Origin of the sequence: Chryseobacterium sp. (assembly GCF_008014695.1) — a bacterium.
Classification (GTDB): domain Bacteria; phylum Bacteroidota; class Bacteroidia; order Flavobacteriales; family Weeksellaceae; genus Kaistella.
In genome coordinates this window covers 133,839-157,464 of the sequence record NZ_VOXE01000001.1, presented here as the reverse complement: position 1 = coordinate 157,464, position 23,626 = coordinate 133,839, and the positions used below count along the sequence as shown (strand labels likewise).

The 23,626-nt window shown below is 42.8% G+C and carries 17 protein-coding genes and 1 tRNA gene; 3 read left to right on the top strand and 15 right to left on the bottom strand.

Features of this window, described 5'->3' with window-relative positions; translation table 11 throughout:
* Positions 1 to 126 precede the first annotated feature (126 nt).
* The 11 genes from FUA25_RS00740 to FUA25_RS00690 form a co-directional block, all read right to left on the bottom strand.
* Positions 127 to 1,215 (bottom strand): AI-2E family transporter, encoded by a 1,089-nt coding sequence (locus tag FUA25_RS00740; protein ID WP_147754988.1) that lies wholly within the window; start codon positions 1,213 to 1,215, stop codon positions 127 to 129.
* A gap of 106 nt (positions 1,216 to 1,321) precedes the next feature.
* Positions 1,322 to 2,413, bottom strand: coding sequence for a redox-regulated ATPase YchF (gene ychF, locus FUA25_RS00735; protein ID WP_147754987.1), 1,092 nt, complete (start codon positions 2,411 to 2,413; stop codon positions 1,322 to 1,324).
* 132 nt (positions 2,414 to 2,545) lie between these two features.
* A complete protein-coding gene (locus FUA25_RS00730; RefSeq protein ID WP_147754986.1) occupies positions 2,546 to 3,097 on the bottom strand; it encodes a ferritin in 552 nt (183 codons plus the stop codon).
* Between the two features lie 116 nt (positions 3,098 to 3,213).
* A complete protein-coding gene (locus FUA25_RS00725) occupies positions 3,214 to 4,800 on the bottom strand; it encodes a glycoside hydrolase family 10 protein (protein ID WP_228411613.1) in 1,587 nt (528 codons plus the stop codon).
* A 112-nt stretch (positions 4,801 to 4,912) separates the two neighbouring features.
* The gene (locus FUA25_RS00720; RefSeq protein ID WP_185146627.1) at positions 4,913 to 6,010 is read right to left on the bottom strand and encodes a M23 family metallopeptidase; all 1,098 of its coding nucleotides are present in this window, start codon (positions 6,008 to 6,010) and stop codon (positions 4,913 to 4,915) included.
* Between the two features lie 104 nt (positions 6,011 to 6,114).
* On the bottom strand, positions 6,115 to 7,920 hold the full coding sequence (gene typA, locus FUA25_RS00715; RefSeq protein ID WP_147754983.1) for a translational GTPase TypA: 1,806 nt from the start codon (positions 7,918 to 7,920) through the stop codon (positions 6,115 to 6,117).
* A 162-nt stretch (positions 7,921 to 8,082) separates the two neighbouring features.
* Positions 8,083 to 8,670 carry a C40 family peptidase gene (locus tag FUA25_RS00710; RefSeq protein WP_228411612.1) on the bottom strand — a complete coding sequence of 196 codons (588 nt, stop codon included), beginning with the start codon at positions 8,668 to 8,670 and terminating at the stop codon, positions 8,083 to 8,085.
* An 87-nt stretch (positions 8,671 to 8,757) separates the two neighbouring features.
* Positions 8,758 to 8,994, bottom strand: coding sequence for a YdcH family protein (locus FUA25_RS00705; protein WP_147754982.1), 237 nt, complete (start codon positions 8,992 to 8,994; stop codon positions 8,758 to 8,760).
* 158 nt (positions 8,995 to 9,152) lie between these two features.
* Positions 9,153 to 9,226: transfer RNA gene (locus FUA25_RS00700), tRNA-Arg, on the bottom strand.
* A 15-nt stretch (positions 9,227 to 9,241) separates the two neighbouring features.
* The gene (locus tag FUA25_RS00695) at positions 9,242 to 11,014 is read right to left on the bottom strand and encodes a TonB-dependent receptor (RefSeq protein ID WP_147754981.1); all 1,773 of its coding nucleotides are present in this window, start codon (positions 11,012 to 11,014) and stop codon (positions 9,242 to 9,244) included.
* Positions 11,015 to 11,060: 46 nt separating this feature from the next.
* Positions 11,061 to 14,024 (bottom strand): tetratricopeptide repeat protein, encoded by a 2,964-nt coding sequence (locus tag FUA25_RS00690; protein ID WP_147754980.1) that lies wholly within the window; start codon positions 14,022 to 14,024, stop codon positions 11,061 to 11,063.
* Between the two features lie 160 nt (positions 14,025 to 14,184).
* Between FUA25_RS00690 and FUA25_RS00685 the strand changes: the two genes are divergently transcribed.
* Both FUA25_RS00685 and FUA25_RS00680 read left to right on the top strand, forming a co-directional pair.
* Positions 14,185 to 15,858, top strand: coding sequence for an APC family permease (locus FUA25_RS00685; protein ID WP_147754979.1), 1,674 nt, complete (start codon positions 14,185 to 14,187; stop codon positions 15,856 to 15,858).
* Between the two features lie 5 nt (positions 15,859 to 15,863).
* On the top strand, positions 15,864 to 16,190 hold the full coding sequence (locus FUA25_RS00680; RefSeq protein WP_147754978.1) for a DUF962 domain-containing protein: 327 nt from the start codon (positions 15,864 to 15,866) through the stop codon (positions 16,188 to 16,190).
* A 353-nt stretch (positions 16,191 to 16,543) separates the two neighbouring features.
* On the opposite strand, the gene FUA25_RS00675 is transcribed toward FUA25_RS00680, so the two are convergent.
* Positions 16,544 to 17,476 (bottom strand): SPFH domain-containing protein, encoded by a 933-nt coding sequence (locus FUA25_RS00675; RefSeq protein ID WP_147754977.1) that lies wholly within the window; start codon positions 17,474 to 17,476, stop codon positions 16,544 to 16,546.
* Positions 17,477 to 17,556: 80 nt separating this feature from the next.
* A complete protein-coding gene (gene dgt / locus FUA25_RS00670; protein WP_147754976.1) occupies positions 17,557 to 18,912 on the bottom strand; it encodes a dGTP triphosphohydrolase in 1,356 nt (451 codons plus the stop codon).
* A 75-nt stretch (positions 18,913 to 18,987) separates the two neighbouring features.
* On the opposite strand from dgt, the gene FUA25_RS00665 reads away from it, so the two are divergent.
* Positions 18,988 to 19,722, top strand: coding sequence for a DNA-formamidopyrimidine glycosylase family protein (locus FUA25_RS00665; RefSeq protein WP_147754975.1), 735 nt, complete (start codon positions 18,988 to 18,990; stop codon positions 19,720 to 19,722).
* A 64-nt stretch (positions 19,723 to 19,786) separates the two neighbouring features.
* Here the strand turns inward: FUA25_RS00665 and gcvP are convergent, their stop codons facing one another.
* Positions 19,787 to 22,645 (bottom strand): aminomethyl-transferring glycine dehydrogenase, encoded by a 2,859-nt coding sequence (gcvP, locus tag FUA25_RS00660; RefSeq protein WP_147754974.1) that lies wholly within the window; start codon positions 22,643 to 22,645, stop codon positions 19,787 to 19,789.
* Positions 22,646 to 22,963: 318 nt separating this feature from the next.
* The gene (locus FUA25_RS00655; protein WP_147754973.1) at positions 22,964 to 23,608 is read right to left on the bottom strand and encodes a J domain-containing protein; all 645 of its coding nucleotides are present in this window, start codon (positions 23,606 to 23,608) and stop codon (positions 22,964 to 22,966) included.
* Between the last annotated feature and the right edge of the window lie 18 nt (positions 23,609 to 23,626).

The window sequence follows — 23,626 nt, the reverse complement described above, 5'->3', positions numbered from 1 at the left end:
GAAAAATAATTCGGGCGATTTTTCACTTCTGAATCCATTGTTTAAGGTAAAGCATTTCCTAATACCAACCAAGAACAAACGGCTAAATCCCCTTCCCACCGATGTTTTTTGTAGTCTTACCCAGGATTATACCGCTGGTTCTTCAGGAAGTTCCCGCAGTTCACTTTTCAAGTGCGTTTCTGCTTTTTCTTTTTTAGCCAAAAGTTTCTCAATTTTGTAGATTTTAAAGAGAATTCCGGGCATTGAGAGCATTACAGGACCAAAAACCAATCCCATCACCCCAAAAATTTTGAGCCCTAAAACCACTCCGAACACGGTGATCAGCGGATGAATGTCGGCCATTTTTTTGAGGATTGTGAATCTCAGAATATTATCGATTCCTCCTACCAAGACCACGCAGTACAGGGTGAGAATCAAACCACCGTTCACGTCGCCGCTTGCAATTTGATAAATACACACCGGAATATAAATAAACATGGTTCCCAATACCGGTACAATAGATGCGGCACCTGTAAGCAAACCCCAGAAAATGGCGTTATGAACTCCAAAAACTGAATATCCGATGATGGCAATAATCCCCTGACTGAGTCCTAATATGGGAATCCCGTATGCATTTGATTTGATGAGCGCAGCGTTTTCGGTGATGAAAAATTTTTTACTTTGTCTGGAGACCGGAAGCAGTTCCCTGAATCGTGCTTCCATCGTTCTGGCATTGCTGAGCATGAAATAAAGAATGAAAAGCGCGACAAAAATGTTCGCGAAGGTCTGCCCTACCCACTGAACTGTTGAGGGAATATAGGAAATGATTTTGTTCACGAGCTGTAACACCTGTGCGTTGGAAACAGAAATATCAAAGCCCTTTAAAAACTCGTTGTTTTCGATAAGAATGCGAATGGAATTGAATTTTTGAAGCACGGTTTCGCGGTCGCTGATGATTTCATTGATTTTGGGAATCAGGATTTCAATTGCAATCCAAAGAGGAACGGCAAAAGTGATGACGATTAAAAAAATAATCAGCGCAATCGAAAGGTCTTTATTCCGTTTCTGGACTTCGGTTAATTTCAGATAAAATTTCCGGGTCAGGACGTACAAAGTGACGGCTCCCATTAATCCGGACATAAAATAATTCAGCTCAATTAAAATGATGATGATGATCAGTAGCGCAATAAAAAGAATGGCTTTCTGAACATTTATTTTCTGAAACAGTTTCTGCATGTCTCTGAATTTTAGTATAAATTTATGAAAACCTCACGAGACGTAGGCACAAAAAAGCAGACTGAAAAGTCTGCTTGGTAATTTTTTGAGAAAATTGATATTCCGTTTACACGTTAAATCGGAAATGCATGACATCACCGTCTTTTACGATGTATTCTTTCCCTTCTACTCTCATTTTTCCGGCTTCCTTTACTTTTGCTTCAGAACCAAAATGTACAAAATCTTCATACCCGATCACTTCTGCACGGATGAATCCTTTCTCGAAATCGGTATGAATCACTCCTGCAGCCTGAGGTGCCGTCCAGCCCTGACCGATGGTCCAGGCGCGTACTTCCTTCACTCCTGCTGTAAAATAGGTTTGTAAATGCAATAAATCGTAGGCTTTTCTGATGAGTCTGTTTACACCCGGCTCTTCGAGTCCGAGTTCTTCCAAAAACATCTGTCTCTCCTCGAAAGTTTCCAGTTCATTGATGTCTGCTTCAATCTGTGCTGCAAGAACCACTACTTCAGCTTCCTCTCTTTTCGCCATTTCTTCGATTTTTGCAAGCCATTCGTTGCCGTTCTTGATCGAATTTTCATCCACATTACAAACGTACAGCACGGGTTTTTTCGTCAGCAGCTGAATTTCATCAATAATCGGTTTTGTGAAATCATCGGTCGGAAATTCGCGGGCATTTTTTCCGGATTCTACAAACTCATTGAGTTTCAAAAGGGTTTCATACGTCAGTACATCCTCCTTCTTTCCGGATTTGATGAATTTTTTGGCTTTGTCCACCGCCTTTCCAAGCGCTTCCATATCTTTCAGCTGAAGTTCGATATCAATGATTTCCTTGTCCCGGATAGGATCCACAGAACCCTCCACGTGAATGATGTTCCCGTTTTCAAAACATCTCAGGACATGAATAATGGCTTCGCACTCGCGGATATTGGCCAGAAACTGGTTTCCAAGCCCTTCACCTTTGCTTGCACCCTTCACGAGACCGGCAATGTCTACAATTTCCACCACTGCAGGAAGTACCCTTTCCGGATTGACGAGTTTCTCCAATTCAAAAAGACGGTGATCGGGGACAGAAACCGTTCCGATATTAGGCTCTATGGTACAGAAGGGATAATTCGCCGACTGCGCTTTGGCGTTGCTTAAACAGTTAAAAAGAGTTGATTTACCTACATTTGGCAATCCTACGATTCCACATTTCATATATTGTTGCTTTAGGCTTAAGGCATGTGCTTTAAGCATTTTAAGGGTGCGCAAATGTAGTGATTTTATGACAATTTACGGCACAAAAAAATCTGCTGAAAACTCAGCAGATCATTTATCTTGATTTGAAATTTAAGGTTTTTCAGATGTTGCATCTCTGGCAAGTTCTGCATCATCAGGTGCCGTTTCCAGATCTTTATCGAGGGCGAATAAGGATTCGTCGCTTGCTCGGTCTCCACCGGCAATTTTCAGTTTGTCAATTAATTCCATGGCTAAAGTTTCCTCTTCAATCTGTTCTTTAACAAACCACTGAAGGAAATTCCACGTAGCCCAGTCTTTCTGTTCAAATGCCAATTCAACGAGTCTGTAAATTTTCTCGGTATTGTCTACTTCGTGTTTGAAAACGCTGTTAAAACATTCCGTAAGGTTTTGCGGATCTGCTGAAGGTGCCGGAACTGCCTCAATGGTTGGTTTTCCGCCGCGGTTCATGATGTACTGCATGAATTTGATGGCGTGGTCGCGCTCCTCTTTCGAGTGGCGCATCAGGAAATTCCCTATTCCACCGTAGCCCAGGTCATTTGCCCAAATCCCGTAAGAAAGGTAGGTATGGGACTGAAAAAGCTCTACGTTCATCTGCTTGCTCAAAGCCTGCTCCATGGAATCTGAAAGTCGTTTTGTGTTCATTTTTATTAATTTTAGTGATTTACATTACATCAAGAATAATTCCTTTACAGTTGTGGAAGCAGAACTTTAGGACATTTTAACAGAATCAGCAGTCAGAAATAGGTTTAGGCGGTATTTTATTCGCTCGCCCAGCCAACAAATGATGCTTTTCCGGAGTTTTTGTCAGCGATAACCATCATTGCTTCACCGGCACTTTCATTCCCGAGTCGATCAATTGCTTTCAGCGCTACTGCCGTAAGTTTTTCACCCGATTTGCTCATCAGGATGTTTTTGGAAATAATGTCCGCATTCAGGATCTCAGTCTGCCAGGAGTCCCCATATTTTGTAAACAGCACCCACAGAAAAACCTGTCCGGGTTTTTTTGCCGACCAATTTGCAAAAGCCGTTCCGCCGGATTCATTAACCGTGAGCAAAGGTTTAGCAGGAAGTTCTGCAGTGAGCCAGGATGATTTCGGAATCAATGCTTTTTCCCTGTACGGTCCATTTCTGAGCGCAGTTGCCATTTGCGTATCCTGGGTAAGTCCTGCAATGCTGTAATGGATTTCGCCATCGCTGCCGTTCAGGATTTCGCGGGAAATATTAATCTGTTTCAGAATTTCTGAAGGCCGGTCGGGCACATCTTTTACTCCCACCGTGTTGAGTCCGGGCCAAAGGTGGCGTTTCTGTTTGTTTTCAGAATTCCACCATTTCAAAAGGGAACTGAAGCGCTGCTGCCCTTCTTCCTTCCAGTACAGCTGCGGCGAGAAATAATCAACCCAGCCTTCGTTCAGCCATAATTTGGCATCAGCAAAAAGTTCATCGTACTGCGAGGAGCCTTTAACATCGGCCGGAAACCCAGGTTTCCAGATTCCGAAAGGCGAAATTCCGAATTTTACGCCTTTTTTCTCAGCCTTGATCTCTTCATAAATCCTTTTGATGAATTTATTGACGTTTGCGCGGCGCCAGTCCGGACGCGAGAGGGTTCCGCCCGCTGTTAAGAACGCATTCCATGATTTGTCATCCGGAAAATCCCGGCCTCCGTTGTATTCCTTGTACGGGTAAAAATAATCATCGAAATGCACGCCGTCGATATCATATCTTTTCACAAGATCCTTCACCACTTCCGAAACATGGTCCTGGGTTTTCTGATTGGCAGGATCGAACCAATAAGTTCCGTTTCGCAGCTTTACGATTTCGTCGGGCATTTTTTTCACCATCGACTGGCTGTTGATGGTTCCCCCCGTTGTGTGATACGCTCGGTACGGATTGAGCCAGACGTGAAGTTCCATTCCCCGCTTGTGCGCCTCGGTAATCCAGAATTCAAGAGGATCGTAATACGGACTCGGTGCTTTTCCGGTGTCGCCGGTGAGGAAATAAGACCACGGTTCGTAAGGGCTGTTGTAAAGTGCATCTGCAGAAGGCCTTGCCTGAAATATGACCGCATTGAAATTATTGTCTTTCAGCAAATCGAGCATTTTGATGGCTTCAGCCTTTTGCTGATCTGTTGTTAAATTATTTCGGGAAGGCCAGTTGATGTTCGCCACCGTCGCGATCCATGCGCCGCGGAATTCGCGTTTGATTTCGGGAAGATCCAGTTTCAGCATTTCACTTCCGGACGCAGAAACCGGCGCGCTTACAGACTGTTGTGATGAAGGCGGTTTTATCTGGCTTTTAGCCGCAGGCTTCTGGCTTTTGACCTTAGGCTGACCGGCGCACGAATTCATGAACAGTACAGCTATAATAAAGGAGAAAAATTTTAAGTGGCGGATCATCATAGGACAAAAATACTATTATTATAAGAACTAAAAAACAAATACACCGATCAATTACTTACAACTATTCCAGTCTGCTTTTAATCACAAATCCTTCAATACTGTCAGCTGTTTTAACATGATACCACTCTCCGTTTCCGGATATGATATCTACATCAGTTTTTTCAGAAAGTGTGGCAACGGTGTCGAACTGCGCTCCGGGTCCTGAACGAAGTTTAGAACTTTTTTTCAGGGCAGCTGCAGAATTCACATTTGTCTTTTTTTGTTCAGGAATGCTGCGCTGATGAATATACGGATAAGGATCCACCGCACCTCCGGTTGAATAAATCCCAAAATGCAGATGCGTTGCGCCTCCCGCTGCGTTCCCCGTGCTGCCAACAGTTCCGAGCGTATCGCCGGCTTTTACCTGTTTGCCGGCTTCGACCATAATACTGTCCAGATGTGCATAATACAGCGAATTACCCAAATTTCCGTCGCGCAACCAGACCTGTTTTCCGCCAAGACCACTGTTTCCGGTGCGGGTAACGAAACCGTCGGTCGCCGCCACGACAGGTGTTCCGCGCGCGGCAAAAATATCGACGCCTTCGTGGTTTCGGTCTCCTCCATCGCGGATGGCGCCCCAGAAACTCTGTACGTCACGGTTTCCTTTTCCGGCCACCGGAAATTTAAGGGAAGGCTGTGTGTAGATTTTGAAAGCGAATGAGTCAGGGTAATTGATTTCGGGCTGAATAACGATTTTGTATACACCCGTTTTTTCAATGAATTTTTTAAAAATGCCGTTTTCAAGAATTCCGCCCGAATCAGATTCTGAATCTGCATTCACTTCAAAAATATCAATGAAAATTTTAAGCGCCGGATTTGCGGTTGCTTCAACAAGAAGGAGATCTCCCCTTTTCAGATCGACCGAATAACCCATTGCGGATTTGATACCGGATGGCGTTACGGCGGAATAACCGGCCGGAATTTTAAGCTGGTTTGCTTCCGCCGAAGCAAATTCGTTTTTCCAGTTTACGAGCAGACTGTCGGCTCCGGAAAACCGCCGTTCGTAAGCAGCCCGTTCTGAAACTTCAAAAACGTTTTTCACCGTCCGTTTAAGGCCGTCGCAGCCTGAAGTGAATATTAATGTCGTAAGTATCAGGAAAAAGGATTTCAGTTTGAACATGATGGATCTGATGCAAAAATTCAGCCGCATTACAAACAAAAAAGCCTCAATAAATTGAGGCTTTAATATTTAAACTTTTTCAAAGTCGGACTCTGAGAAGTACTTTACGATTTTGCGTTTCTTTCCGTACGTTTTCTTTCTTCTTCTGAAAGGACTTTTTTACGCATTCTGATAAAGTTCGGCGTTACCTCGATGGCTTCGTCGCCCTGGATGTATTCCATACATTCTTCAAGAGAGAAAAGTATTTTCGGGGCAATACCACCGTCCTTGTCTTTTCCTGATGCACGCATATTGTTCAGCTGTTTTGCTTCCACAATGTTTACCACAAGATCTCCCGGTTTGTTTTGCTCACCAATGATCATTCCGGCGTAGATTTCCTCGCCCGGATCAACAAAGAACTTGCCTCTGTCCTGCAATTTCGCGATAGAATATTCGGTTGCAGGTCCCTGAGACTTGCTGACCAAAACGCCTACCAATCTTCCAGGAATTGAACCTTTGAATGGTTTGTATTCGGTGAAACGGTGCGCCATAATGGCTTCACCAGCCGTTGCCGTCAACATCTGAGATCTTAGTCCGATCAAACCTCTGGAAGGAATCTCGAATTCCAAATGCTGCATTTCGCCTTTTGTTTCCATGATGTGTAGATCCCCTTTTCTCTGAGTCGCAAGGTCGATTACTCTTGAAGCATATTCTTCAGGAACATCAACTACCATGGATTCATAAGGTTCGCATTTTACACCATCGATTTCTCTTAAAATAACCTGCGGCTGACCGATCGTCATTTCATACCCTTCTCTTCTCATTGTTTCGATCAAAACAGAAAGGTGAAGAATCCCTCTTCCGAATACCAAATAGGTATTGGCATCGTCAGTCGGTTCAACTCTTAGAGCTAAGTTTTTTTCCAGTTCCTTCATCAAACGCTCTTTCAAGTGGTTCGATGTTACAAATTTCCCGTCTTTTCCGAAGAAAGGTGAATTGTTGATGGAGAATGTCATGTTCAGCGTAGGCTCGTCGATCGCTGTTCTTGGCAATGGATCCGGATTTTCAAGATCTACGAATGAATCGCCGATCTGGAATTTATCAAAACCAACGATTGCGCAGATATCTCCTGCTTTTACTTCCTGAACTTTCTTTTTTCCAAGACCTTCAAAAACGTATAATTCTTTTACTTTTCCTTTGATGATTTTACCGTCTTCCTGAGACAAACCAATCCATTCTGATTCTTTTACCGAACCCTGGTTGATTTTTCCGATTGCGATTCTTCCTAAAAATGAGGAGAAATCCAAGGATACGATCTGCATTCTGAGCGGTCCTTCTTTCGCTTCCGGAGCAGGAACGTGCTCTAAAATACCGTCTAACAACGGGAAAATATTGTCGGTCTCTTCCAGTGAAGTGTTGAACCAACCCTGTTTTGATGAACCGTAAAAAGTTGGGAAATCCAACTGCTCTTCTGTAGCATCAAGGTTAAAGAACAGATCAAAAACCTGATCATGAACCTCATCCGGACGACAGTTCGGCTTATCAACTTTATTGATGACAACTACAGGTCTTAAACCCAGCTCCAAAGCTTTCTGGAGTACGAAACGCGTTTGCGGCATCGGTCCCTCAAAAGCATCCACCAAAAGTAAAACGCCGTCGGCCATTTTCAATACTCTCTCTACCTCACCACCGAAATCGGCGTGACCTGGAGTATCGATTACATTAATTTTGGTGTCTTTATAAGTTACCGAAATATTTTTTGATAAAATGGTAATTCCCCGCTCACGTTCCAGGTCATTATTGTCCATGATAAGATCACCTGTTTCCTGATTTTCACGGAAAACACTGGTAGCGTGAATGATTTTGTCCACCAAAGTCGTCTTGCCGTGGTCAACGTGCGCAATAATTGCGATATTTCTAATGTTTTGCATAATCATTTTTTGACGGTGCAAAAGTAGTGTTTTTTAGTGGATAATTTATGAAGTGATAAAGAATTAACAGAAATTAATGCATAAAATTACAGAAAGTTTAATCTGACTGGCAAATGATGCTTGCTTTGTGAAATGTATGGATCCGGAAACTCACCAAACATTTCAGTCGATTACTGAAATGGCTTTTATGAACCTGGCAGTGTAATGCGGGGAAGAAAGTGAGGACACGGTGACGCCGTTGGCTTTTCCGCTTGAAGAATGGATGAATTCAGAATTTTTACCTGCAGCTTTCAAGACGATTCCGATATGTCCAACTTCTTGAATATTCAAATCGGTTCCGTTGAAGATGAGCAAGTCTCCTTTCTGCACTTTGTGAAGGGGAATTTCGCTGCCGTAATTCAGAAAATCTTTAGAGGATCGCGGAACATTGTAACCAAAACGTTGATACACGAAATTGATAAATCCTGAACAGTCGAAACCCACAGCAGGATCAACAGATCCATACACATAAGGTGTTCCGAGGTATTTTCCTGCAAAATTTACGAGGTCTTGCCTGTTTTTTCCCGTCGTTTTAAATTCATCCACTGGGTTGAATGGATTTTTTTGAAATTGATTTTGTTCAGTTGCTGAATCTTTTTCTGAATTTTTCGTTTCTGACTCACTGAGCAGTTTACTCAGATCTTTTCTGAGCTGTGAATTCTGGCTGCATGAAATGAAAACCAATAAAATTAAAGTCAGGAAATATCTCAAAAGATTGTTTTTCACAAACCTGAAAACATTATGCCAAAAATAAGCGGCTTCATGAGCCGCTTTGGAATTGATTTGATCCGTTGGAATTTAATTTGCCTTTAAATAGGAATAAAGATCATCCTTCAGATGGACTCTTTTTTTGCGTAAATCGGTTAAATGCTCGTCGGTGGTGTGATTCTGTTCCCCTTCTTCGTAATGCTGAATTAGCGCGTTCACTTCCTCATAATTCACATACATTTTTTTAAATGCAGCATCGTTCAGTTTCAGAGCATTGATTTTCTCTTCCAGTTCAGGGAATTCGTGGGTTAAGTTGTGGTTTTCCATGACCTTAAAATTTTAACTTGTTTAACAGATTAAAGTTAGGAAAAATCTAGTGTAAATTAATCATGAAAATTGTCATTTCGCAAATGCTGCTTTTAGAACAGTTTTATCCAAAACCCTGAAATAAAAAGACCGTCTGAAAAAATTCAGACGGTCTTTTGTGACCCGGAAGGGACTCGAACCCCCAACCCTCAGAGCCGAAATCTGATATTCTATCCAATTGAACTACCGAGCCGCGTAAAAATATTTTTTAAAAAGAAATCTTTACTCCTCCTAAGATCTGTGCACCCAGGACTTTGTATCCTTTATACGTCTGATAATTGGTATTGAGTAAATTATTTCCGAGCGCAAAAATACTGAAATTTTTGTGAACTTTGTACTCTGCTGAGAGATTTATATCGGCAAAACCGCCAACTTTATCATTTGTGTTCCCTGTAGAGACATACATATTCGGTACAGTACCGGTTTCTTCAAATTCAAAAGAGTTGGTGGTACGGTCAGATGCGAAGAGCACTTTGGCGCCGAGGTTCAGTTTTTTCCCCAGCATCGCATATTTTCCACCAACACTGGCTCTGAGCAATGGAATATTGTAAATATGTTCGTAATTGTCGAGCGTATATTTCGCAAAATTCGCTTCTGCATCCAGTATTAAATTTTCAAGAGGAAAATACTGCACGCTTCCTTTAACTTCACTTACGGTTCCGTTATCGTAGACCGCGGAAAAAGCATTCGCAAAGTTGTAAGCCGAGCGGTTTAAGGTCTGGTTGTAGTCGAAAAGATCATTCGCCTGGAAGAACATGATGTCATTCATTTTCCCAAAACCGGCACTGAAATCATATTTGATGGTCCGATCGATATCGCCTCTTAAACCGAAGTACATTTTATATTTCGTCTCTGTAGCGCAGAGTTCCTGATCGGAAACCAAATATGGATTCTCCTCGAGCATTTCTGCATAGGAATTCAGTTTCAGACCGCCGTCAACACCTGCGTAAAATTTAAATTCATCGGCGGCGGCAAACTGCAGTTCCGCTTTTGGAAACCAGTACGTTTTATTGCTCCGCGTAGCATTAGTGATTATATTGTTTGAATTTTCTGCATTCAAAAAAGAAAATCCGGAACCGATCATCAAATAGGAATTGCCTTTGTGGAAAGTGACCTTCGGCGAAAGCGTCGCATTGAAAAAATCTGAAGAATTTTCATCCAGCAAAGCAAATTCAGAACGCAATGTTTCCAGATTTACACCCAGATCGGCATTCAGGGTCACGCCGTCGAACGTTGGAATTTCAACGCCGTGCTTCGAAAGGTTCAGCAGAATTTCAGCCTGACTTTCTTTTGCATCGAAATGATCACTTAAAAATGAAGATTTCACGCGCACATCATTCAGGATTTCATTCAAATAAAAATCGTAAAAACCATTCAGCCGGAAGCGGTTGGTTTTCTGCTGCAGATCAATATCCGAAGCAGGATTTAATGCGTAAATCCCATAATAATTGTAATCGTTCAGCCCAAAATCAGCATTCAGATTGAATTTTCCTTTTTCGCCATAAGAATTGAGAAAGGCGCCAAGATTCGCCGACATCTGTCCTGAATCCCAAGTGTACTCTTTTTTAAGGCCTGTGGTTGAAAGATAATGCACATCGGCTCCCACTTCCATTTTATTCTCCAAAAGGGTCGAAATGGTTCCGTCGGCCAGAACTTTCCCGAAATTTCCCATTCCGAGTCTGAAATAATTTTTTTGCTCATCCGCCTCAAATTTCGGGGAAATATCTTCACCCTGAATAACGGAAGTCTTGAAATCGGAAGATGCCGGAACATTGGTGATCTCGTAGTTCACCGGATTCTGGGATTTTGCGTCGGGCGGATAATTTTTCTCGGCCTCTACTGAAGTTTTTTTCTTTTCGATTTTTTTCACTTCAGGTTCGCGTTTGCGGTCGAGGATGAGTTTTTCTTCCTTGATCTGCGAAAATGCGACCTGCGAGATTCCGATAAATAATATGGATAGTATTTGAATTCTTTTGTTCATGTCTTATTTGTATTTGAGGAAAAAGTAAAATTTTCGTTTGTACTTCTTACTTCTTAATCAGTTTTTTTACTTCTTTGGCTTCCGCAACGATTTCCGGAAAATCCTGGTAGTTGGCAATGATCTGGTCTGCGGTATAACTCGCCTGATAACTGTCTTTGAGACCGATGTAGTTCTTTGCCATCACAACAAGGGCTTTTGCACCCCAATATTCTTCAGAAGCATAGTTATTGGCCAGTTTAAAGATGGTTTCGTTGGAGTTTTTAAAGGCCTTTGCTTTGTTTTGATAAAACGCTTTTGCGTAAAGCGATTCGGCTGCCACTTCTGTATTCGATGATTTTTCGAGCGCCGAATAAGCCGTTTTAGCATCATTGTCTTTTCCGCTGTTCATAAGGCTTCGTGCCTTGATCACTTTGGCCTGTTCCAGGACCGAAGCTGAATTTTTAGCATCTTTCAACACGAGATCTGCAAAAATTTCTGCCTGAGCAAAATTCTTTTCCTCCGCATACAGTTTCATCAGCTCCACATTGGCAAAGCTTTTCAGTGCGGGATTGGGCGAATTTGCAAGCGGCTCCAGATATTTTCTGGCTTCGCTTGAATTGTTAAGACTCAGATAAATCTGTGCAAGCCTTGTTTGCGCTTCTTCCTGATAATCGTTCTGCACACCGGCCACTTCCTGTAAAACCAAAACCGCTTTTGTGGAATTCTGCGTCTGGTAATAACTTTCGCCAAGCTCATACTTCGCCTGATACAACCCTTCTCCGGTTGGATTTTGGGTGAGATATTTTTCAAAAAGCGGAACCGCATTTTTGTAATCTTTATTCGCATAATAGTTTTTAGCGGTGCTCAGGTTGATCTCATCGATTTCTGAAGCCTCGATTTTTACACCCAAACTTTCCGCAAAACTTTGATATCCTGCTACATCGCTGTTTTTCATAAATGCCGGCCTTGACGCCTGTACAATTTTCCCTGCAAAAGCAGTATTGCGGTACTGATTTCCGAGCAGTCTGAATTCAGAAAGCGCTTTTTCGTTTTGGTTCTGATCGATATAATTCTGGGCGCGGTAAATCTGCGCATTCGCCACCATATCTTTGTCGGAACTGGTGCTTATGACTTTTGAAAAATAATCATTGGAACCGATGAAATCGTCGTTTGCGGCATACGCGGTCGCGATTTCATATTGGGCATCATCGGTATACTCCGAGTTTTTATACTGACTGAGCAGTTTCTGAAGTTCGGTGATTTTCGCTTCGGTATCCCCTTTAAAGCCAAGCGCCATCGCTTTCTGAAATAAGGTGTAATCATCTGCATTCTCCGCTTTTTCGTAAATGGCGATCGCTTCATTCAGTTGATTGTCGGCATAATAGGTATCAGCAAGCCTTAGTTCAGCATCATTTTTAAAATCCTGTTTCGGGTTTTTCAGATATTCCGTGAAATACTGTCTTGCTTTGTCGAATTTTTTGGATTTGAAATACGCATATCCCAGATCGTAAGGCAGCTGCTGTTTTTCAGGAAAATTTTCATTAAAAAGCCTTTCGTAACGGGAGATGGCAGAAGGATAATTCCCCTTCTGATAATAGGTTTGCGCCAACCAATACGTTGCTTTGGCGTTAAATTCTTTATTGAGGTTGAATTCAAGACTGCGGACAAAATATTTTTCCGCTTCATCGAAATTCCCTTTGTTGAATTCTTCAGTTCCGAGCAAATAAGAAACTTCCTGATCGATCTTATCGGTTTCAGGATTTGAATCCGTCATTTTATCGATGGCGTTGAGCGTTCCCTTGTAATCTCCGGAATAGAGGTATGATTTCACCAGAAGTGACTTCATTTCGCGGTCTTCATTGCTTCCCGGATAAGTCGTTATAAAATCCTGAATCACCGTTGGCGCCGATTCAAATGGATTTCCGATGTCGTAACTCAGTTTTGCGTACTGAACATGGGCCATCTTCTGAACGTTCATATCGTAATTCATCTGTTTTGCAGAACGGAAGGCTGAAAGTGCTTCCTGCTTTTTACCGACTTCCAGATAGGCATTTCCCAACTGGTAATAAGCATTCTGGGAAAGAGCCGAGTTGCTGTTGATAAGCTGGTTGTAGTAAGAAACCGCTTCATCATATTTTTTAAGCTGTGCAGAGACAAAACCCATCTCATACAGATCTTTTTCAGAAGGTGCAGGTTTGCTGTCCAGATAAATTTTCAGATGCGGATACGCAGCCTCATAATCCCCTTTCATAAAGGCGCTTTCGCCGATGATCTTGTGAACTTCGGCTTTATACTCTTCGGAAATCTGTTCATTTAAGAGCGCAGTTCCTTCAGAAATCGCCAGGTCGTAGTCTTTGTCATTGAAATGCATCTGCACATAATACGGTTTAACCAGCCGTGCATATTTTTCGTTTTCTTTGATCTGGTCGAAAAAAGTAAACGCTTTTTCGTTCTGTCCTCCCGCGTAATACAAATGACCCAACATATAAGCGATGTCGCTTTTGGAAGTTTCATCCGCATTGGTATACGCTTCTTCAAGCGCTTCAATCGAACCTTTTGAATCGCCGGTCATGAATTTCGCGTACCCCAGTTTCATGATATACTGCGTATTCTCTTCCTTCGACAGCTGATACTGATTCACATTTTTCAGCGTTTCCAGTGCTTTCGGAAAATCTTTCTGTGCCAGATAATAATCGGCAAGCGGAAGATTGGCCTGGGCAAAGTATGCCGAGTTCGGATATTCTTTCATAAAGGCTTCCAGACCCTGTTCCGCATGATTCTTTCGGAGGATGACCCCAATGACATTATCGAAAAACTGGGAAGCCTCTTTTCTTGATTCGGAAAGCGACTCGGTATAAAAATACTGTCGCGCATATTCGAACTGGGAGGCGTTGTAGATTTTGTTCTGATACAGGTTTTCGGCGAGGCTGAAACGGTAGTTTTCGCGGTCGCTGAAGTATTGGGATTGCTGAGCTTCGGATAATCCGCAGTAGAACACGGCGGCGGCAATGATGATTTTTTTTGAATCCATTCTTTTGGTTAAGAAATTAGTCTTTTACTGGAACGAAAATAGGAAAAACTTATTGTTTAAAGGTATTTTTAACCGTCTTAAAACTAAATTTCGGATAAAATTTAGCATTGTTTAACATTTTTTTACTGAAATCATTACATTTGTTTCACATTAGCAAATTATGAATCAACTTTTCAGAAGAAAACACTACAGTGCAAGTGACCAACCATCGGGTCTTTTAAGGGTTTTAGGCGTTTGGGATATTGTCTTTTTCGGTATTGCCGCCATCATTGGCGCAGGAAGTTTCACCAGTTTGGGCGAAGCCGTTTTCCGCGGCGGTCCCGGAGTCATCATCCTTTACATCATCTGTGGTTTTGCCTGCGGTTTCACCGCCCTCTGTTATGCTGAATTTGCTAGTCGCATTCCCACTGCGGGTTCCGCATATACCTATGCGTATGCCAGCTTCGGGGAACTCATTGCCTGGGTGATTGGCTGGGCGCTGATTATGGAATATTCTTTCGGGAATATTTATGTAGCCTTCTCCTGGTCTGATTATTTCACCAGTTTCATGGGCAGAATCGGTGTTCATATTCCCGAGTTTTTGAGCTGCAGTTATTCTGAAGCGAAGAAAGCTTTTTTTGGTGGATCTGAGAATCAGGAACTCATCAATGCGTGGAAAAATGCCCCTTTGGTTGGGAATCTAAAGCTCATCGTTGATATTCCTGCGCTGGTCATTAACGGACTGATTACGTGGCTATGTTATGTAGGTTTGAAAGAATCCAAGAACTTCAATAATATTTTCGTTATCCTGAAACTCTTCATTATCCTGCTCGTTATTGCAGTAGGAATCGCCTACATTAACACCGACAACTGGTTTCCTGCAAGCACCGAAACCGGGATAAAATCCTTTATGCCGAATGGTTTTACGGGCGTGATGAGTGCCGTTTCCGGAGTCTTCTTCGCGTATATCGGATTTGATGCACTGAGTGTTCTGTCTGAAGAAACGAAAGAACCGCAAAAAAACCTACCACGCGGAATGATCATCTCACTTGTACTCTGTACCGTCATTTATATTATCCTCACCTTGGTTCTAACGGGAATGGTCGATTACCGCAAATTCGACGGAGTGGGTGATCCGCTCTCCTTTATTTTTGAAGCCGGAAATGCCAACATTCCATGGATGGAATTTGTGGTTTCCCTGGCGGCCGTAATTGCCATCACCACTGTTCTCCTGGTATTCCAGATGGGGCAGCCCCGGATCTGGTACGCCATGAGCCGCGACGGACTGATGCCGAAAAAATTCATGGAGATTCATCCAAAACACAAAACCCCTTCGTTTGCCACTATTATTACCGGGCTTGTGGTGGGAATTCCGATTCTCTTCACCGATAAATCCTTTATTCTGGATTTTACAAGCATCGGGACGATCTTCGCATTTGTACTGGTCTGTGGCGGTGTGCTGTTGCTACCATCAAAAGAAAAGCTCAAAGGCAGGTTTCACCTTCCCTATATCAATGCAAAACTCATCTTCCCGGTGATCTTCATCGGCGGACTGGTGTTTTTCTACTTCTGGCAGCCTGCATTCTTCGAAAACCTCATGAACTGGAGGGATCCGAAGGAAAGCGAGTTCAGGATTTCCATCTTTCTGTTCATCCTCATCAATCTGGGACTTTGTGTACTGGCCTTTGTAAAAAACCTTTCGCTCATCCCGCTGATCGGTTTAAGCTCCTGCCTCTATCTCCTGACCGGTATGGGCCATAACAACTGGTTCTGGTTTGCACTTTGGTTCGGGATCGGTTTGATCATCTATTTTTCCTACGGATATAAAAACAGTAAATTAAGGGATAAACAATAAATACAATGTCTGAAAGAATTACCACCTACGCCGAATATTACCCCGCCTATCTGGCAGAACACCAAAAGCTGGGGACAAGAATCGCGCATTTTATCGGGACCCTATTGTTTCTGTTCGTTATTTTTTACGTTATCACCTCAGGGAAAGAAAGGTTTCTCTGGTACCTCCCGATTTTTGGATACGGATTCGGGATGCTTTCGCATGTCCTGTTTGAAAAAAACAGTCCGAAGACCTTCAGACATCCTGTATGGAATCTGGCTTCAGATTTCCGGCTCTTCTTTGAGCTCCTGACGGGGAAACAGAAATTCAAAGCATCAAAAAACCCGGAATGATTTCCGGGATTTTTTTTGGTTGATGATGATGATCATTATACCCCACTGCTGCTTTTCAGGTCACCATCCCATTAGATTTTAAAGGGATACTGATCCTCTGTTCAAAAGCCCGCCATCTTCTTTGAAAACGTCCGCCGTCTTTTTCGAAAAGAAGGCGGGCTTTTGGGTAAATCATCGGGACCTTTAGGCAATCCGTCCAGATCTTTGGGATTAAGCGTGCAGACCTTTCAGGCAACGCCTTTCGTTCATTGTAGAAAAGCAAGCTTGCTTTTTATAAAAACCAAGCTTGCTTTTACCTGAATGCAAACCTGCTTCTATAATTTTCTGTAATGCCCTTTTCAGCAGGGGATTTATTAATGTTGGTGTGAAGTTGGCGGCGGCGGCAATTTCGCCTGATTAATTTCATCCATTTTCTGGGTGGCAGCCATCGAAATCACAAGATCGTTCAGCATAGAACTGGCGGCACTTGGCGAATTCGGCAGCAGGACCAGGTTGCTTCTGTTATTGGCTCCAATGGAATGCAGCGTGTCGTAATGCTGCGTAACTACAATTAATGCAGATGCTTCCTGCGCATTGATTCCGGCATCGTTCAGCATTTTTACCGATTCTTCCAGGCCTTTGGCAATTTCTCTTCGCTGGTCGGCAATCCCCATCCCCTGAAGTTTTTTGGATTCAGCTTCGGCTTTTGCAACGGCAACGATGCGTATTTTCTGGGCTTCAGATTCGTATTCTGCAGCGGTTTTTTCCCGTTCAGCAGCATTAATCCTGTTCATGGCATGCTTCACCTGCTCATCCGGATCAATATCCGTTACCAAGGCTTTGATAATATCGTAACCGTAACTCTGCATGGCTTCCTGCAATTCTCCTTTCACAGCGATGGCCACGTCATCTTTTTTCACGAAAACGTCATCCAGTTTCAGTTTCGGTACTTCGGCACGCACCACATCAAATACATAAGAGGTGATCTGTCCTTCCGGATTTTCGAGGCGGTAATAAGCATCGGCTACCTGGGTTCTGATTACCTGATACTGCACCGATACTTTCATCTTGATGAATACATTATCCAAAGTCTTGGTATCGATGATCACGTCAAGCTGCTGGATCCTGAGGTTAAGCCGCCTGGCTACCTGATCTACAAACGGAATCTTCAAATGAAGCCCCGACTGGCGCACGGAAAGGAATTTCCCGAAACGTTCTACAATGGCTGCACTTTCCTGAGTCACCGTAAAGAACGATGCAAAGAGGACAATGAGTCCGAAAAAAATAATAATTCCTAGAAAAATCATGGTTTAGAATTTAAATGTTAATAAACAATCAGTCGTGTTTTTTGCTGATTTGTTATAAAGATAAGAAAAAAATGCCGGTATTACATGGTCATTCCGATGTCAATTCCTTTTATTTTACGGTAAAGGTCGGTGGCAAAATTATCGGTCATACCCGACACAAAATCGATGACCCCTAGAACCTTCTGGTAATCACTGCCCTCTTCGTACAGGAACTGTTTGGGCAAAAGTTTCAGCGCCATTTTATCATACGACTTTCTTTTTTCCTGTTCAGTAAGGATTGGGGGTATAAAATGATCCAGCAGTTCATACATCACATTGTAGCCGGCGTTCTCAATCTCAATGACCGCTTTATGACCGTAAATCTTTTCTATGGAGAAACTTTCAATTTCCTGAAGTGACCTGTTCCCGGATCTGTAGATATCGAGCAGCGCTTTATCAAGACTTCCGGTAAGGATTTCGGGAAAATGATCCTGATAAATTTCGAGAGATTTATTGATGAGTGCGTTGATGACTTTCGCCCTCAGATAAGAAATCCTTTCGTTGGCATTGGTAAGCATTGCCAGCTTGTCCTCAACCCTTTTCGTGTTTTGGTTTTCAGATTTGATGAGTTCGAAGAAAAGGTTTTCGCAGTCCGAACTCGAAACAATGCCGAGCCGGTGCGCATCTTCCATATCAATAATGTTGTAGCAGATGTCATCTGCCGCTTCCACCAGCCAGACAAACGGGTGACGTTTGAAAACGGTGGGTTCTTCGCTTTCGCGGATCAGGTCAACCGATCTCGCAATCTCCAGAAAAGTATCCTTTTCATTCTGGAAAAACCCAAATTTCTTCCGGTGAACCGTTCGTTTTTTCTTTGCAATGGCTTCGCACGGATATTTTGCAATGCTTACGAGCGTACTGTGTGTAAGCTGCGTTCCGCCTTCATCTTTTCCGTTCTGCTGATGCGTAAGTACACGGATGGCATTGGCATTTCCTTCAAAATTAACAAGATCAGCCCATTCTTTTTCCGAGAATTTTGATTTCAGGCTGTTTTCATTCTTTTCGAAATAACTGGCAATGGCATCTTCTCCCGAATGTCCGAAGGCAGGGTTACCGACATCATGACAAAGACAGGCTGCTGCAATCACATTGTGCAGGTTATGGAGATAAAAGTTGCGGGCATTTTCATCCAGATCATTCTCAAAATTCTTAAAGATAAACTCGCCGGCTGCGTTTCCCAAACTTCGCCCGACTGAAGAAACCTCCAGTGAATGCGTGAGGCGGTTATGTACAAACACACTTCCGGGAAGCGGAAACACCTGGGTTTTGTTCTGAAGCCTGCGGAAAGCGGCCGAAAAGATAATACGGTCGAAATCTCGTTGGAAATCAGTTCTGGAAGCTGCCGTTGGAGCATTCTGTCCCGTGCGCTGATTCGTGAACATTCTGTTTAAATCCATCCTTCAAAAATACGTTTTTTATTGTGTTTTTATAAATGGTTTAAGTTTTGAAGCGTAAAATAAAAACATAAAAAGATGCCTGAAGGACCCTCCATACTGATTATGAAAGAAAGCATAGTGAAATTTGCCGGAGAAAAGATCATCTCGGCAAACGGAAATGCCAAGATCGATATGGAAAAAATTCCCGGACTTACGCTCGAAGAAATCAAAACCTACGGAAAACAGACTTATCTGGTTTGTGGTGAATTCACAATCCGTATTCACCTTCTGATGTTCGGTTCCTACTCAGTTGATGAGCAGACAAAACCCGACCAGCGGCTGAGGCTGCATCTGCAATTTAAAAGCGGTGACCTTTATTTCTATACGTGTTCGGTTAAACTGCTGGACCGCGAAGTTCTAAAGGAAATCGACTGGAATGCTGATGTCCTGAGCGATGACTGGAAACCGCTTAAGGCCAGAAAAAAACTCAAAGCCATTCCGGATGCTTTGGTTTGCGACGTTTTGCTGGACCAGAACATCTTTTCGGGAGTGGGCAATATCATTAAGAATGAGGTGCTTTTCAGGATTGGGGTGCATCCGGAAAGCAAAGTGGGAAACCTGCCGCCTGCAAAACTCTCTGCATTAATCAAGGAAGCGCGCGATTACAGTTTCGATTTTCTGAAATGGAAAAAAGAATATGTCCTGAAGAAACACTGGCTGGTGCACACCAAAAGAATCTGCCCGAAATGCGGCGGCACACTGACTAAAAAACATCTCGGGATCACAAACCGAAGGAGTTTTTACTGTGAAAAAGACCAGAAACTGTATTAAAAAAATCCCGAACCAAGGTTCGGGATTTTCAGTTTAAGATTTTTAAAAAAGTATCTTTTATAAGTTACATATAGGATTCAATCGGTTCGCAGGTGCAGACCAGATTCCGGTCGCCAAACGCTTCATCAACTCTTGAAACCGTAGCGAAGAATTTGTGATCCCTCACCCACTCCAATGGATAGGCTGCCTTCTCGCGACTGTAAGGTTTGTCCCATGAATCTGAGATCACGATCTGCTCGGTGTGTGGCGCATTTTTCAATACATTATTGGCGGCATCGGCTTTTCCTTCTGCAATTTCCTCAATTTCTTTTTTAATGGAAATCAGGGCTTCAGCAAAACGGTCGATCTCTCTTTTGCTTTCCGATTCGGTAGGCTCAATCATCAGCGTTCCTGCAACCGGGAAACTTACTGTTGGCGCATGGAAACCGTAATCCATCAAACGTTTTGCAATATCTGCCACTTCAATTCCAAGGGATTTGAACTGACGGAAATCTACGATACATTCGTGGGCAACTCTTCCTTCCGTATTCGCATACAGAATCGGAAAATGTTCCGCCAGAACCTCTTTCAGATAATTCGCGTTCAGGATCGCATGTTCGGTAGATTTTTTCAAACCTTCCATTCCAAGCAGTTTAATATAAGCGTAAGAAATGTTCAGAATCAAACCTGAACCGTAAGGAGCAGCAGAAATAGCTTCGATGGCTTCTTTTTCACCGACTTTAATGTTCGGGTTTGACGGTAAGAACTTTACCAGATGTTCAGCCACACAGATCGGGCCCACTCCGGGTCCACCACCGCCATGAGGAATTGCAAATGTTTTGTGAAGATTCAGGTGACAAACATCTGCACCGATATTTCCGGGCGAAGTATAACCTACCTGCGCATTCATATTCGCGCCGTCCATATAAACCTGTCCGCCGTGTTCGTGGATGAGTTTTGTAATTTCCTTGATATTAGCATCAAAAAAACCATACGTAGAGGGATAAGTGATCATGGCCGCAGAAAGATTTTCACTGTGTTCTTCTGCTTTTGCTTTCAGATCATCGAAATCGATCTCTCCGCTTTCCAGGTTTTTCACCACCACCACTTTCATTCCGGCAATTACTGCGGAAGCAGGGTTGGTTCCGTGTGCTGACTGAGGAATCAGAACGATATTCCGATGAATGTCGCCACGGGATTTGTGGTACTCACGGATCACCATTAAACCGGCATATTCTCCCTGTGCACCTGAATTCGGCTGTAAGGAAGTTCCAGCAAAACCTGTGATTTCTGCCAGATCTTTTTCCAGCTGTTTGATCATCAGTTGGTAACCTGCAGCATGTTCCACCGGCACAAAAGGATGAATGGTTCCCCATTCAGCCCAGGAAAGCGGCAGCATTTGTGTTGCGGCATTCAGTTTCATTGTACACGATCCGAGAGAAATCATGGAATGCGTCAATGACAGATCCTTTCTTTCCAGATGTTTGATGTACCTCATCAGTTCAGTCTCCGTGTGGTATCTGTTGAATACTTCGTCCTGAAGGATTTTATCAGTTCTCAAAAGCTCTTCCGGAATCGTAATTTCTTCTTTAAAATCAAGTTTAAAACTCTGTTTGTCTAAAAACTGTGCAAAAGCATCCAGGAGTTTCTGCAGTTTTTCAGCGGTTGAAGTTTCGTTTACTGAAATGCTCACGACTCCTTCTGTGAAATAATTCAGATTGATTTTATGATCACGCATAAGCAGAATCAAACCTGTCTTATCATTTTCATGGATTCTTATCTTTATGGTATCGAAAACCGGCTCTTCTACCATATCAAATCCAAGGCTTTTCAAACCGTTCTGCAGGGTATTCATCTTAAAATGAATCTGGTCTGCAATGAAATTCAACCCTTTCGGACCGTGATAAACCGCGTACATTCCGGCCATAACGGCCAGCAAAACCTGCGCAGTACAGATATTTGAAGTTGCTTTTTCTCTTTTGATGTGCTGCTCGCGGGTCTGGAGTGCCATTCTCAAAGCACGTTTTCCGTAAGCATCCTGTGAAACGCCGATAATTCTTCCCGGAATAACCCTTTTGTAATCTTCTTTACAGCAGAAAAATGCTGCATGAGGACCACCGTAACCCATCGGAATTCCGAAACGCTGCGTGGTTCCGACTGCGCAGTCAGCGCCCATTTCTGCGGGGGACTTCAGTTTGACCAAAGCCATCGGATCACATGCAACCGCAACCTGAAGGTTGTGTTCTTTATAATATTGAATATTTTCAGTATAGTCCAGAACAATTCCGTTTTTACCCGGGTACTGGAGCAAAATTCCGAAATATGTGTCGTTGAACTGATGATTTTTATGATTCCCGACAATAATGTCGATGCCCAAACCTTCTGCTTTTGTTTTCAGGACCGAAACGGTTTGAGGTAATACCAGATCGGAAACGAAAAACTTCTGTGCTCCGGATTTTTTCTGGTCTTTGGTTCTGCTTTCAAAAAACATGTGCATCGCTTCTGAAGCCGCAGTAGATTCATCAAGAAGTGACGCGTTTGCCAGAGGGAAACCGGTAAGATCTGATACAACGGTCTGGAAATTCAGCAATGCCTCCAGTCTTCCCTGTGCAATTTCTGCCTGATAAGGAGTATAAGCGGTGTACCAGGAAGGATTTTCGAGAATATTTCTCTGAATGGCACTCGGTAAAATCGTGTTGTGATAACCGAAACCGATGTAATTGTCGAACATTGAATTTTTAGACCCCAACTCCTTTGAATGGGCAAGCATTTCATACTCTGAAAGAGCAGGCGCTATGTCTAAATCTTTTTCTAAACGGATGGACGCAGGAATGGTCTGAGCAATTAATTCATCAATTCCCGAAACGCCTATTCTCTTCAGCATTGCCTGTTTATCGGCTTCGTTCAGGGAAATGTGGCGGTTAACAAACTGTGTTGTATTCATATCTTTTTACTGGATTTATTTCGAATTTAAGGTTCGTAAAAATACAATTTTTTAGGCAACAGCACAATTGATAAATCTCAGTTCAAACAAATGCATTTTTTTGATGATCCTATTTGGAACTGTTCTAAATTGAACTATATTTGCCGCATGAATTCGCCGATAATTCCTTTTAAAATTTCACCTTTAATACCTGTATCCGGAAATACCGAAATATTCTGCGGCAAGAAGAGCTGCTGCAAGAAATTCAAAAAAGGAAAAAGGTGTAAAAAATGTCCGGGAAGGCTGAAGATGGCCTGATCCCGATTGCATGAGCCGGATTTATTCTGAAATAAATATCAGGAATACAATAAGAGCAATAGCGAGTAATATCATCACCACTATTTTAAGTGTTTTGGGCAACTTTGCATCATTTTCGGCAGTTCGTTTCGGCTTCAGCAAATCCTCCACTTCGTCCCGGTACTTTTCCTTATCGTTTTCAAAAACCTCGGTTATCGTGATGCCCTGAACGGCAGTTCTGTGCGTGAGCGAATTGGTGGCGTGAAGCAGGATCTGGAATTTTCCGTCTTTAAAACCGGTTACTTTAAAAATTCTTTCGCCGTAGTATTTCTCCAGTCCGAAAGGAAGGATCTTCACTACATCAGCATTCTGCGTTTTCCAGGTAATGATGATTTCTTCTCCTTTTTTTGCGCGAACTTTGTTGGCGGAAAAACTTTTAATCACGGGCGGAGAAGTGGTTCGGTAACTTCTTTCCTGCGTTCCGAAATTCTGGTCATACATTCTTCTCCGCTCAGGATCAATCAGGTTTTCATAGGCTTCCTGAATTTCCCGGAAACGGTCTACAAAAAACTCGTCGTTTTGGTTTTTATCGGGGTGATATTTTAACGATAATTTCCTGTAGGCTTTTTTAATGTCCTCTTCCGAAGCTCCTTCTTTAACGCCGAGAAAATAATAGTAGTTCTTCATCTTGAATTGCGAAAACCA